Here is a 13,408-nt window from a genome sequence, read left to right on the forward strand (position 1 = left end):
GGGCGCCAGGCAAAAAGAAGGGCGTGGGAAGCAACTGCTTCCCACGCCCTTTTCGTTTCAGCGAGTGATCAGCGGCGGATCGTTACCGACCGGCCGTCATAGACCACGCTGCGCGCCGGGTTGGCACTGAAGTCGGGCGCCGCGGCTGCGCGCGGCCCATAGAAGCGCACCGAGATCGACCGCTTCGCCGCCATCCCGTCATAGCCGCCGGTCCGCGCGCCGATCGTCAGCGTGCCGCTCTTGTCGTCCCAACGGATCGGGATGCGGGCATATTTGCCCTTGGCATAGCCGTCGCTGAGGCCGTCATCCTCGTAGAGCGAATAGGTCCCGTTCGCGCCGGTGAAGACCTGGAGCACGATCGGCCCGCCGGGCTGTTCGCTGGTCGTCTGTACGTCGGGACCGGTCGGGACGATCGCGCCCGCCCGGACGAACAGCGGCATGCGCTCGTACGGCGCCGCCGCGGTGATCGACTGGCCGCCGGCATAATAGGTACCGCGGTTGAAGTCGTACCAGCCGGTCCCGGCGGGCAGATAGACTTGGCGGCTGCGTGCCTTGAATTCGGAGACCGGGGCGACGAGGAACGACGGACCGAACATATATTCGTCGTTGATCCCCCAGGTGCGCCGGTCGCTGCCGAAATCCATCACCAGTCCGCGCATGATGCTGCCGTCGGCGAACCAGGTGTCCGCCGCGCTGGTGTAGATATACGGCATCAGGCGGTAGCGGAGCTTGTCGTACCAGATCATCGACGCCTGCATCGCCGGATCCTTGGCCGAGATCTCGTAGATTTCGCGATACGGGAATTCGCCGTGACTGCGGAACAGCGGCGAGAAGGCGCCGAACTGGAACCAGCGCAGGTTGAGCTCGCGCCATTCGGGCTGATCGGCGGGACGCTGCTGCGTATAGCGGTCTTCGACCGCGAAGCCGCCGATATCCTGGCTCCAATTGGGCAGCCCCGACATCGACAGATTGACCCCGGCCGAGATCTGGTCGCGCAGATTGTCCCAGCGCGCCGCGACGTCGCCCGACCATACCGCCGCGCTCGACCGCTGGATGCCGCCGAACGCCGAGCGCGTCAGGATGAACGGCCGCCGTCCCGGCTCGACGCGGCGCAGATTGTCGGCGACGCCCTCGACATGGACGAGCGGATAAGTGTTGAACTCCGCGGCGCCCGGCCCGCGCACGGTCGGGCCCATCTGGAACGCGCGTTCCTCGATCGACAAATTGGAATGCCAGTCGGGCTCGTCCGAATCGAGCCACCAGCCGTCAAACCCCTTCGACACCAGTTTCTCGTTGACCTGGTTGAAGAACAGGTCGCGGGCACCCTTGGTGTAGGGATTGTAGAAGGTGTTGGCATAGCCCGGGCCGACCCAGTCCTTCTGCCCCGCCTCGAGCGGGCGGCGGTAGAGATAGCCCTTGGCGTCGAGCGCCTTGCCGTTGGCGGTGGTCGGATAGAATTTCCCCCACACCGAGATCATGATGTGCGCGTCGAGGCCGTGGACGTCATCGACCATTTTCTTGGCATCGGGGAAGCGGCTCGTATCGAAATCGTGGCTGCCCCATTGGTCGTCGACCCAATAGCGCCAGTCGAGCACGATATTGTCGAGCGGGATGCCGCGCTTGCGATATTCGCGCACCACGCCGACCAACTGGTCCTGTGTCTCGTAGCGTTGGCGGCTCTGCCAGAAGCCATAGGCCCATTTGGGCATCAGCGTGGCCTTGCCGGTGAGCGCGCGATAGCCCGCGATCGCGCCATCGACGCTGCCGCGGCCGCCGATGAAATAGTAATCCACGTCCTTGGCGACGTCCGACGTCATCCACAGCGAATGGCGATCGGCGGCGGGCAAGGGATCGTTGTGGACCAATCCGATATAGCCGGCGTTCGGATCCCACTCGACCCGGATCGCGACGGATTTGCCGGCGGTCATCGGCAGGTCGAAATTGTGGAACCACGGATTCCAGTTCTGCCGCCAGTGCGACATCACCAATTTCCCGTCGGCATAGACCTTCATGTAGCTCGACGCGTAGAGCCGGAACTTGTGCATGCCGCTCTTGTCGGCCGTGACGTTGCCGGTCCAGACGACCCGCTGCTCCTGGGTGTTGACCCCGGCGGTGTTCTGCCCACTCTCGCCCGAGGCCTTGGTCGCCGCCTTGGCCGCGGCCGGCCATTTCTTCTGGTCGCGAATGAATTGATAGTCGATCGTCGCTTCCTGGCGGCTGACCGCCAGCTTGCCGCCGAGATAATAATCGGCCTTCCAGCCCGGCTTGCCGCCGCTCGTCACCTTGAGCTCGTCGTCGCCGACCAGAGCATAAGGGCGTGGATTGCCGAACCGGGTGATCCCGTCATTGTCCCAGAGCAGGCCGTAGCCGCGCGTCGAGACGACGAACGGGATCGCGATGTCCATATTGTGCTGGGCGAGTTCGACGTCCTCGCCATTGTAGTTCATCTGCCGGTTCTGGTGCTGGCCGAGCCCGTAAAAGCCCTCATCGGTGCCGCGGTTGAATTGCTGGCTGGCCGAAAAATAGGGCTTGCCCTCGACCGACACCGGGCGGAACGCCGTACGCGGCGCCTCGGCGAGTAGCGGCTTACCCGTGGCGTCGAGAAAGCTGACTGAGCCATCGGCCAGGCGGATGCGCGCGCTGGCCTTGGGCAACTTGAGCGAGACATAGCCGTTGGCCTTGGTGACGATCGGATCGCCGTCGGCCTTGGCGATCACCATCAAGCTGTCGGGTACGTCGTCGAAATCGGTTCCGGGCACCGCAGTCACCCGGAAGCTCGCGTCGCCATAAGCGAGCACGCGAACGCGCTTTGCCGGGCCGGACAGCGGCGTGACCACGACGCCGTGGTCGATCTTCGCTACCGATCCATCCGCCGCGGATGCCTCCGCGGCCGTGTCAGCCGCTAGCGCCGCTACGCCCCCGGCACCCGCCAGCGCGATCGCCGCAGAGCCCAGCATCAACCATCGCATCGCCGTCATTTCCACGTCCCCATTGTCACTTTGAGCCACACCGGTGTGGCGGTGAAGTTAAGCCCGTAATCGGTCTGATCGCCGTTCCAGACGCGCTCGAACACCCAATTGCCCTGCGCATCGAAATGACCTTCCTCGACCCGCAGCATCATGCCGTTGCCGCCGCTGGCATCATCGACGCGCAGTCGGACATCGGATCCGGTCAATAGGAATTGATCGGGGCCGAGCTGGGCAACCAGCGCGCCGCCCACCGGCTTGCCTTTGGTTGGCCTAGGGTCGATCTTGATCCAGGTCGCGTCGCGTTCGGCGAACTGCCACTGATCATATTGAACGGTGATTTTCCATCGGCCGAAGGTCATCGTCTGGTCGGCGGCGTCGTCCATCTTGGCCGCGCCCCAGACCGGATGCTCGAACGCGATGCGCGCCCAGCTGCGGGCCGCGGGCGCGAGCAGTCGATATTTGGCCGCAAAGGCATCGATCGTCGCGTCGTCGAGTTCCTTGGCGCCAAGCGGATAATTGACATAGCCGGTGTCGTCGAAGCCGAACGGCGAGAAGCCGATCGCGCCCTTGCCCAGCACCGGCCACAGGAAGCGTGCATATTCGGCGGCGTTGCCGGTTTCGGGCACCATCAGCGGATTGTCGGGCCGCGCATAGAGATCGAGATACTTGGCATAGGCCTTGGGGTCGCGATTGTAGATATCGGGCGCGACCAGGGCGATGTGCGGGGCGGCGGCGCGCCACACGTCGATCACCGGCCAGTCCGGGCCGCCGCTGGCGCCGCCCGACACGGCCGGTCCGAACGGATCGCTCAGCGCCGCGTTGCAATACATCGGCAGGTTCTTGATCGCCTGGCCGGCGGCGGCGACTTCGTCGATATAGCGCGCGACGTACCAGGCGTTGAACGCGGTATCGGCGAGCTTGCCGAACGCCTGGATCCAGGTCCCCGACTTGCCGGTCTTGGCGGCGAGCGGCTGCGGGATCGGCTGCGCGAACAGTTTCTGCGCCTCGGGCGAGAAATCGCGCGCCGAGCGATAACTGCCGCTCTCATTCTCGACCTGGACCATGATCACGCTGTTCTGCGGATCGTCCGCCTTCAGTCGCTGCATCAGCGCGGTGAACGCGCGTTTGTCGGCATCGAGTGTGGTGCGGGCATGCGGGCTCAGCACATAATGCGCTTTGCCGTCGCTGGTCCGCATCCGGGGAAAGCGCGCATTGTCGCTCTTCACCCAAGCCGGAGCATAGCTCGGACCCGTGTTCTTCCACGCGCCGAACCATAGCAACACGACGCGGATATTGTGCTCGCGCGCGCCTTTCAGCAACGCATCGAGATAGGAGAAGTCGAACTTGCCCTCGACCGGCTCGATCTGTTCCCAGGCAATCGGGATTTCGAGCGTATTGGCGTGCAGCCGCTCGAGCATCGGCCACACTTTGGGCAATTGGCTGGGGTAATTGCTCGAATTGTTCGCTTGCGCGCCCAGCATCAGATAGGGTGCGCCGTCGACGAACAGCGCCGAGCGCCCGTCCTTGGTAACGACGCGCGGCAATTCGCCCGCGGCGTGCGCCGGCAGCCCGAGCCCCGCCAGCAGCAATGGCAGGATGGAAATCAGGCGCCGGCTCATCGTGCCGCCGCCGGGCACACCGCGCCGCTGGGATCGGTGGCGAGGTGGATATCGGCAACCGACAGCGCGAACGGAGCGCTCGCCGTCAGCGACCACGGGGTCGTCACGCCGGTCATGTCGGCGCCCCGCTCGCGCAGGCATTTGAGGCCGATGCGCACCGTCCGCCATTGCGGCCCGGCGGCGAACAAAGTGGTCGCGTCGATCTTCGCGGCGCCGAAGCCGAGCGTTACCGGCCCCGACGGCGCGGCATCGACGCGATAGGTCATTTCGAGCACCAGCTCGGCATTGGTCTCGCGCGTCAGGTTAAGCGGCACGCCATTTATCGCGATCGTCGCGTCACGTCCGGCCGGCCAGGTCAATCGCGCAGCACCTTCCTGGATATGCGGCCCGTCGACGGCCGCGCGCGTCACGCCCGAGTCCGGCGCCCAGGCATACGGCGCCGGGACCTTGCCCTTGGCGAAGAACAGGTTGGTATTGGCCAGCCCGGGATCGACCCCGGCCACTTCGCCAAGCACGCCGACCTTGCCCGGTTTGGCGTAGCTCAGCCCATAACCGAACGCGAATAGCGGATCGTAGCCCGGTTGTCCGGTGTTGAGAGTGAACTGGCCCGCGGTCTTCGGCCAACTGTAGGACAGTCGGCCGGTGAAATCCTTGCGCGGCTTGCCGGCGCGCGTGCCGACGATGACGTCGGCGATCCCCGCGCCCTCGCTTCCGGGTAGCCAGGCGGCGACGAACGCGTCCGACTGGTTGAGTTCGGGATTCACCCAGAGCGGCCGGCCCGACAGGAACACCGACACGGTCGGGACGCCGGCCGCGCGGAGCTTCTTGAGCAAGGCCAGCGCCTCCTTGTCGCCCGGCTGGAACTCGAGCGTCCTGACGTCGCCGCGCATCTCGGCATAGGGCGTCTCGCCGAACACGACGATCGCGGCATCGGGCTTGTTGGCGAAGCTACCGTCCGCCGACAGCGTCGCCGAACCGCCGCCCGCCTTCATCGCCGCGGCGATGCCCGAATAGATTGACTGTGCATTGGGGAAATCGGCGTTACTGTTGCCGTCGCCTTGCCAGCTCAAGGTCCAACCGCCCGACTGCATCGAGATCGAATCCGCGCCCGGGCCCGTAACGAGCACATTGGCGCTCGCCTTGAGCGGCAGCACGCCGTCATTCTTGAGCAGCACCAGGGTCTTGGCCACGGCTTCGCGGGCAAGCGCGCGATGCGCGGGCGAGCCAAGCACGTCGGCGCGCCCTTCCCATGGCCGCGCGGCGTCGAACAGGCCGAGCGCGAATTTGACGCGCAGGATACGGCGCACCGCATCGTCGATCCGGGTCATCGGGATCACGCCCGATTTCGCTTCCTTCAGCGTGTTGTCGAACAAGTCGCGCCAGCTGTCCGGCGCCATCGCCATGTCGAGCCCGGCGTTGAACGCGATCGCGCAGTCGGTGTTGCTGCAGCCGGGGACCTGGCCATGGCCGTTCCAGTCGCCAACGACGAATCCGGCAAAGCCCATCCGTCCTTTCAGGACATCGGTCAGCAACGATTTGTTGCCGTGCATCTTCTGCCCGTTCCAGCTCGAATAGGATGCCATCACGGTCATCGTGCCGGCGTTGATCGCGGGCGGATAGCCTTGCGCGTGGAGGCGGATCAGCGTCGCCTCGTCGATCTGGTCGTCGCCCTGGTCGACCCCGTCCTTGGTGCCGCCGTCGCCCAGGAAATGCTTGGCGCTCGCCGCGACATTGCCTAGCTGGATGCGGCCCTTGCCGGGGTTGCCCTGCAGTCCGCGGATCATCGCGCCGGCGTAACGCGCGGTGATCGAGGGGTTTTCCGAATAGCCTTCATAGGTGCGGCCCCAACGGTCGTCCTGCGGTACCGCCAGCGTCGGCCCGAACGCCCAGTCGATCCCCGTCGCGGCGGTCTCCTCGGCGGTCGCGCGACCGATCCGGGTCATCAGCGCGGGGTCGTTAGCAGCACCGAGACCGATATTGTGCGGAAACAGCGTCGCGCCGACCACGTTCGAATTGCCGTGAACCGCGTCGATGCCGAACATCAGCGGGATCGCGACATGGTCAGGCCGCGCTTCGTTCGCGACCGCGGCGAACGCCCTGGAGGTCGCGACCCACGGCGCCTGTGGCGAGCGATCGGGGCTGCCGAGGGGTGGCGAACTGCCGCCGGCGAGGATGCTGCCAAGCGGATATTTCCGGAGATCCTCGGGCTTGATCGAGCCGATATCGGCCTGGATCATCTGCCCGACCTTCTCCTCGATCGTCATCTTCGCCATCAGCGCGGTGATCTTCGCCTCGGTCGCGGGATTCACCAGGCCGCGGCTCTTCGCGGCCGGCCATAATGCCGGGTTGGCAATGCCTGGCGCGGCCGGCGTGCCAGCCACCGCGGTCGCGCCGATCATCGTCGCGGATAACAATGCCACCAACCCGATCCTTGCTCTCATCGTGATTTTCCCCACCGACTTTTCTTTCCTTGAAATCATCTGCTGGTCGCGATCGCCCGGAACGAATGCGGCGGCAGATCGAGTACGAAGCGCGTCCAGCCAGGCTGGACGTCCTTGCCGCCGGGCACCGGTGCGGCGGCGGCGATCGGCGTGTTGTCGGACAGCCCGACCGCTTTGACGCCCTCGCCCTTGATCACCAGCGCCGCCGTCGCCGGCTGGTCGTGGAAATTCTCCACGACATAGGATCCGTTGTCATAGGCAAAGAGTGCGACGTTAGCTGGCGCCGCGAGATGGGCGGGAAAGTCCTGCATCGTCATCGCGCGGATATGGTCGAGCGCCGCGGTCGGCAAATTGTAGAGGTCGCTGGGATTTTCGGGCGTCGCCAGCATCATCAGCGTGCCTTGCGAATATCTGTTCATCAGCAGGATCGGGAAGCCCTTCTGCCCCGACACGCCGCGCACGACCGCCCAGCTGTCATTGGTGTAGAAGCGCAGATCGGGGAACAGGATCGGCCGTGCCGAACCGCCCGGATCGTCGAGCAGGCGGCCATTGCCCGCGCCGAATCCCTCGACGAAATGATCGACCGCGACGGTCCGCCCGGTCGGCGTCCATTCCGCGAGATCGGCGAAGCGCGTGCCGAGCGCGGACACGAAGCCCGAGGTGACGATCACCGTCGCGCCGCCTTTCAGGCTCGCTTGTACTTTCGCGACGATTCCCGGATCGGCGGCGGCGGCCTCGGTCAGCAGGATCGTCCGGGCGTCGGCGGGATAGGTCGGCGCCAGTTCGATCGGGATGCCGATATTGCCGAGATAATTATGCAGGAAGTCGTCGCCGCTCGACTGATATGGCTTGTAGCTCGCCACGCCGATCGGCTTGCCGAGCGACCCGAGCACCGAATCGACCGCATCGAGCGACAGCCCCGCGGCGCGCGCCCAGCCGGCCGGCGTACGCGATCCCGATTGTCGCCAGGCGCGCATGGCCGCCGACCAGTCGAAGCTGGTCCCCATCGTCGCCCAGGGGCGCTCGCCCTCATCGGCGCCCGCGTCGGACGCCATCGGGCTCCAGTTGAACAACGTGATCTCCGGCGCCTTGGCGAGCATCGTATCCCACAATTGCTCGGCATAGCGATCGAGATAGCGCGTGCTGAACGTATCGACCCAGCCGCCGCCATTCGCGCCCGGACGGATGTTCGCGTAATAGCGATAGACCGAATAGCTCTCATATTGCTGGAGCAATTGGTCAGTGATCACCGGGTCGCGCGTCTCGGTTCCGGTATAGATGCCGTCGAACGCCTTGGCTTCCTGGTCGAGGTCGTAGCCCAATCCCTGAAAATGCTCGTACCAGTTCGGATATTTGATGATCATCCGGACCTTGGGATTCTCCGCCTTGGCCGGGCGCAGTACGAGATCGCGCGCGACGCCGCGCATCGTGTCGAGCCGGTATTGCGTCCAGCTGCGTTTGCCCTTGGCGGCGATGTTGGCGTCGCTCTTCGAGGTGAAGAAGAAGAAGTCGTCCAGGATGACCTGATCGAAATGCCGCGCCGCGAGCCGCACCGCGCGCTCGCATTCGGCGCGGTCGTCACGATCCTCGTAATCGAACGTACCGAATTGTCCGTTCTTGCCGCCCGCCGCGAGCGTGATGCCGCCGGCCACCGCCACGCCCTTCTCGCGGAAATAGGACGACACCTTGGCCAGTTCGTCATCGGTCGCGAATTGGTGGTCGCGATAGGCCTCGATATAGACCTTGTCGAAATGGAGCTGGCCGGCGACGCGGGCATATTCGCGGTCGAACGTCGCGCGGTCGGCGAGCGCGCGAACATTGCCGACGACGACATAGATCGCGACCTTGAAGTTGCGATACGGAGCAGGGGAGGAGGCAGCGGCCGCCTGCAACAGCGGAGGTGCCGCGGCGGCCGGCGTCGTGGTCAGTCCTGCGATCGCGGCGAGCAAGACGGCACGCGCAATCGATCCAGAACGTCGCCGGCGGGCAATTTCAGGCACGCATGTCTCCCCTCGATGCCGGGTTGTTCCCGAGTCATTGTGAGCGCTACCATAAGAGTTGCGCCGATGGCAATCGGGTCGTGTCGGAATGTGGCGAAAGGATTTTGGCTGGGCTTGACGCGCAATGCTGCGCTACACGCACGCGGATGAACGGGGGAACACCACAGAAGCGCAAAGGCCGTGGCGGCGATGCGCCGAGAATCGAAGACGTCGCCAAGCGGGCCGGCGTCTCACCGATGACGGTGTCGCGCGTGATCAACGGCGCGAGCCATGTCCGCCAGGCTGCCCGCGACGCGGTCAACGAGGCGATCGCCGCCCTCAATTACGCCCCCAATCGCGCGGCGCGGAGCCTCGCCGGCGGCGGTCAGGTGCGTCTCGGGCTGCTCTACAGTAATCCCAGCGCTGCCTATCTCAGCGAGTTTCTGGTCGGCAGCCTGGATCAGGCGAGCCGCTCCGACGTCCAGCTGGTGGTCGAGAAATGTGACCGGGGAGAGGGCGAGGAGACCAGTGCGCGCCACCTGATCAGGAGCGGGATCGACGGCATCCTGCTGCCCCCGCCCTTGTGCGATTCGCAGCCGCTGATCGACCTGCTCGCGGCGGAGAACGTGACCGCGGTCGCCGTCGCCACCGCCCGGCTGGCGGACGGGGTCTCGACCGTGTCGATCGACGATTTCGCCGCGGCCGAGGCGATGACGCGGCACATCGTCGCGCAGGGCCACCGGCGGATCGGCTTCATCATCGGCAATCCCGACCAGACAGCGAGCGCGCGGCGGCTCGAAGGCTATAAGTCGGCGCTGGCCGAGGCGGGGATCGCGATCGACGAAGCGCTGATCAAGCAGGGGCTGTTCACTTACCGCTCGGGGCTCGAGGCGAGCGAGGCGTTGCTCGATCTGCCCCAACCCCCGACCGCCATCTTCGCCAGCAACGACGACATGGCGGCCGCCGCGGTCGCCGTCGCGCATCGCCGCGGGCTGGACGTACCGGGAGACGTCAGCGTGTGCGGGTTCGACGACACCGCGCTGGCCACCGCGATCTGGCCCGAGCTCACCACCGTGCGCCAGCCGATCGCGGCGATGTCGCGCGCCGCGATCGAGATGCTCGTCGCCGAGGTCAATGCGCGGCGCCAGGGCAAGACGCCGGACCCGCGCCGGCTGGTGCTCGATTTCACATTGGTCGAGCGCGAGTCGGACGGACACCTTGGGGCGTAGACTGTCGGCGCTATCGCCCGATCGGTAAACGGAACCCGGTCGCCGGCAGCCCGTCCGGATTGTAGAGGTTCACGATCGGGCTGGCCTGCCACAGATAGCGGACTTCGCTCGCCTTGCCGTCGTCGGGTACCAGCACCGTATCGCCGCTCGCGACGGCGTCGGCATAATGGCATTGCCCGCCTGCGTCGCACAGTTCGAATCCGATGACCTGGCCGCCACCGACCGTCACCAGCGGGCCATGCGCGAAGCGGATCGCGATCTTGCCATCGCGCCGGACGGCCGCGGCAGGGGCAGGTCCCCGCGCCTCGACCTTTTCCGCCAAGGCGATAGCGCGCGCGCCGAGCGCTAGGCGATAGCCCACGCCCTGCTTGTTGGTCGGGTGGATGTCGGCGACCTGGCCGATATCGATCGCGCTGGCCATGCCGACCTTCGGGTCGGCATCGGCGACGCGGCGCTGGACGTCGCGCAATTGCGCCCAGACGTCATCAACCGGCCGCGAGGTCAGCGGTCCGAATCCGGCGAGTTGGACCATCAGGAACGGCTGGGCGCCGAAGCGCTTGCGCCAGTCGGCGATCAGCAGCGGCATCAGCTCGGCATAACCAGTGGCATCGGCGACATTCGCCTCGCCCTGATACCAGGCGAACCCTTTGACCGGATAACCATCCAGCGGCGCGATCATGCCATTGTAGAGCGTGGTCCGCCCACTGCCGCCGAGCCAGGGCAGGCCGGGCGGCACGCCGATGGCCGCGAGCGCGTCGCCGCGCGTGAACTGCCAGTCCTTCGGCGCAAGGACCGTGCCGTCGGCCAAAGTGAGCGTGCGCGGCGCGGTGCCCCACAGACCGCCACCACCACCGGTATCGATCGCGGCGACCTCGATCACATTGTCTCCCGCATGGAGCAGGCCGGGCGCGACGGGATAGCGGCGTTGCGCGTCCCATCCCTGGAGCGCGCCGACCGTGGTTCCGTTGACGCGTGTCAGGTCGATATCATCGACCGCGCCGATCGCCAGTTCGGCCCTGCCCGCCTGCGCGGCGGTGAGCGTCACATGCGCGCGATAATAGCCGATGCCGTCGAAACTCGCGAGCGCGGGGTCGCCCCAATTCTCCCAGGCCGCGGTAGAGGGTACTGGACGCCAGGCGGCATTGGCCGGTGCCGACGCGCGCGCGCCGAGCCACTTTTCCACCATATTGCGCCATTGCAGCGATGCCGCCGCCGGATCGCGCCCGTAGAGACCCAGCAAGTCGAGCGCCGGGCGATAGCGCGGCAGCGTCGCCAGTGATTCGCGGCTGATCCAGTCCTCGATCACCGACCCGCCCCAGGCCGAGGAGATCAGTCCGACCGCGATTCCCTGCCGCTGCTGGAGGTCGCGACCCATGAAATAGCAGGCCGCCGAGAAGTCAGCTGCGCTGGCCGGCGCCGAGACCTGCCAGCCGACCGGGGCGCCGAAGCCCGCTTGCGGCGTCGCGCTCGACTGGCGCGGCACGTTGAACAGGCGCAGCAAGGGATGTCCCGACTGCTGCACCTCGGTATCGGCATTGGTCACATGGCGCAGCGTGAATTCCATGTTCGACTGGCCCGAGCACAGCCAGACGTCGCCGACCATGACATCGCCGAGCGTCGCGTTTGCGCCGCCGCTCGCTGCGACGAGCGAATAGGGGCCGCCGGCGGGCCTGGCCGGCAGGATCGCGCGCCACGCGCCCTTGGCGTCGGCCGCCGCACGGACAGTCGCGCCTGCGAAGCTCAGCACGATTTCCGCCTTGGGCGCGGCATGGCCGTGCACCGCAATCGCACGATCACGCTGCAGCACCGCATGGTCGGTGAACGGCGCGTCGAACGTCACCTGTGCCGCGGCCGGCGCGGACGCCAACATGCCGAATGCCACGATCATCCACCGCATCATCTTCCCTCTCCTGATTATTTCGATTGCAGCACCGCGGCGATCACGCGGTGCAACTCACGCCGCATCTCGGGCGAGATCGGGCCCATTACCCCGCGTGCATGCTCGGGCAAGTGCGCCGCTTGTCCGGCATCGTCGGCGAAAACGAGATGGTCGAGCAGCGCGCGCCACGCCGCCCGCCGTGCCGGCGGCAGATCGCGGAACGCGAGCAAGGCATGCAGCATCGCCTGGACCGGCGCGGTCGGCACAGCGTGATCGCTCCACCAGTAATTGATCAGGATGCTGACCGGATCGAGCGACCGGACCGCATGCCACCACAGATAGGGAATAAAGATCGCGTCGCCCGGGCCGAGCTCGGCCGTCCGCGCCTGCTTTTCCGCTTCGGCGTAGAGCGGATAAAGATCGCGATCGGGCGCATCGACATCGACCATGCTGACCGGAGTGCCTGCCGGAGTCAGTTCGAATGGCCCGAGATAGAGATTCGCCGCCTGATCCGGCGGAAACAAGGTGAACCGCCGGCGGCCGGCGACGACGCAGGCGATATTGTCGTTCGAATCGTAATGCGTGGCGACCGAGATGGCGTTGCCGATCCAGATCCGCGCCGCCACCGACGGGTCGAGCAGCGCCATCGGATGCCGTTCGGCGAATCCGGGCAGCACCTCGCGTACCGGCGCCGATTGCATCGCGATCGCGAGCGGATGGGCTTGGTCCGCCTGGTGCACCAACTGGTCGAGCAGATCGGCGACGGTCGCGTCACGGCGCCCGAAGTTGAGGCCGGTCATGTCGCGCGTATAGAAGAAGCGGCCATTGATCGACGGGTGGCCGGCGATGCAGCTGGCAAGGCCGCCGCGATCGAACGCCTTCAGGAAAGCGGCCAGCGCCGCCATACCGTCGCCGGCCGCCGCCACGACCGGCCAATCGCGCACCAGCCCGCGCAACACCACCGGCTCGGCCGTCGCGATCAGGTCGGCGAACCGTTCAGGCGCGCCGCTGTCGTCGCGGTCCAGCACGATCTCTCGAATGGCGGCCGTCACCCGTTCCGCCCGCCGCGACGCCGTTCGATGCTGCCGTCCATGGCCGACTTCTCCCCATCGCGTTGTTTAAAAAGGAAATGCCGATTCTGCTGTGCCGGCGCCAGAAACGCCTAGCAGCAAGGGTGGATAAAAAAAATTGGTAGCGCAAACATTTTTGGTTGAGGTAGCGTTATCACGGTGGTATTCACACAATCAGCCGAGGCACCAGACCACGGCGGCAGAAAGCACCCTGGGAGGTGC

Annotated in this window: 7 protein-coding genes; 1 reads left to right on the forward strand and 6 read right to left on the reverse strand. The window is 66.2% G+C overall.

The window, feature by feature from the left end:
• Nucleotides 1–68: 68 nt before the first annotated feature.
• Genes AC1DQQ_RS01595 through AC1DQQ_RS01610 form a run of 4 tightly spaced genes read right to left on the reverse strand, consistent with a single transcriptional unit; the run spans nucleotide 69 to nucleotide 9,029 of the window.
• Complete coding sequence (locus tag AC1DQQ_RS01595; RefSeq protein ID WP_478044095.1) at nucleotides 69–2,978, reverse strand: glycoside hydrolase family 31 protein; 2,910 nt, start codon at nucleotides 2,976–2,978, stop codon at nucleotides 69–71.
• A complete protein-coding gene (locus tag AC1DQQ_RS01600) occupies nucleotides 2,975–4,588 on the reverse strand; it encodes a DUF5597 domain-containing protein (protein WP_478044096.1) in 1,614 nt (537 codons plus the stop codon). The genes AC1DQQ_RS01595 and AC1DQQ_RS01600 overlap by 4 nt, the downstream gene beginning before the upstream one ends.
• Nucleotides 4,585–7,029 carry a glycoside hydrolase family 3 protein gene (locus AC1DQQ_RS01605; RefSeq protein ID WP_478044097.1) on the reverse strand — a complete coding sequence of 815 codons (2,445 nt, stop codon included), beginning with the start codon at nucleotides 7,027–7,029 and terminating at the stop codon, nucleotides 4,585–4,587. The genes AC1DQQ_RS01600 and AC1DQQ_RS01605 overlap by 4 nt, the downstream gene beginning before the upstream one ends.
• Nucleotides 7,030–7,064: 35 nt before the next feature.
• Complete coding sequence (locus AC1DQQ_RS01610) at nucleotides 7,065–9,029, reverse strand: hypothetical protein (protein WP_478044098.1); 1,965 nt, start codon at nucleotides 9,027–9,029, stop codon at nucleotides 7,065–7,067.
• 146 nt (nucleotides 9,030–9,175) lie between these two features.
• Here AC1DQQ_RS01610 and AC1DQQ_RS01615 point away from each other — a divergent pair, with 146 nt between their 5' ends.
• The gene (locus AC1DQQ_RS01615) at nucleotides 9,176–10,237 is read left to right on the forward strand and encodes a LacI family DNA-binding transcriptional regulator (protein ID WP_478044099.1); all 1,062 of its coding nucleotides are present in this window, start codon (nucleotides 9,176–9,178) and stop codon (nucleotides 10,235–10,237) included.
• A 10-nt stretch (nucleotides 10,238–10,247) separates the two neighbouring features.
• Here AC1DQQ_RS01615 and AC1DQQ_RS01620 read toward each other — a convergent pair whose 3' ends face one another.
• Both AC1DQQ_RS01620 and AC1DQQ_RS01625 read right to left on the reverse strand, forming a co-directional pair.
• On the reverse strand, nucleotides 10,248–12,137 hold the full coding sequence (locus tag AC1DQQ_RS01620; protein ID WP_478044100.1) for a sialate O-acetylesterase: 1,890 nt from the start codon (nucleotides 12,135–12,137) through the stop codon (nucleotides 10,248–10,250).
• A gap of 14 nt (nucleotides 12,138–12,151) precedes the next feature.
• Nucleotides 12,152–13,168, reverse strand: coding sequence for a cupin-like domain-containing protein (locus AC1DQQ_RS01625; protein WP_478044101.1), 1,017 nt, complete (start codon nucleotides 13,166–13,168; stop codon nucleotides 12,152–12,154).
• Nucleotides 13,169–13,408: the final 240 nt, after the last annotated feature.

The organism is Sphingomonas sp. P4_G3 (assembly GCF_056401105.1).

Excerpts from the sequence above, each read along its gene's own strand:
- AC1DQQ_RS01595 (WP_478044095.1), bottom strand. The coding sequence starts at position 2,978 with ATGACGGCGATGCGATGGTTGATGCTGGGCTCTGCGGCGATCGCGCTG.
- AC1DQQ_RS01600 (WP_478044096.1), bottom strand. The coding sequence starts at position 4,588 with ATGAGCCGGCGCCTGATTTCCATCCTGCCATTGCTGCTGGCGGGGCTC.
- AC1DQQ_RS01605 (WP_478044097.1), bottom strand. The coding sequence starts at position 7,029 with ATGAGAGCAAGGATCGGGTTGGTGGCATTGTTATCCGCGACGATGATC.
- AC1DQQ_RS01615 (WP_478044099.1), top strand. The coding sequence starts at position 9,176 with ATGAACGGGGGAACACCACAGAAGCGCAAAGGCCGTGGCGGCGATGCG.
- AC1DQQ_RS01620 (WP_478044100.1), bottom strand. The coding sequence starts at position 12,137 with ATGATGCGGTGGATGATCGTGGCATTCGGCATGTTGGCGTCCGCGCCG.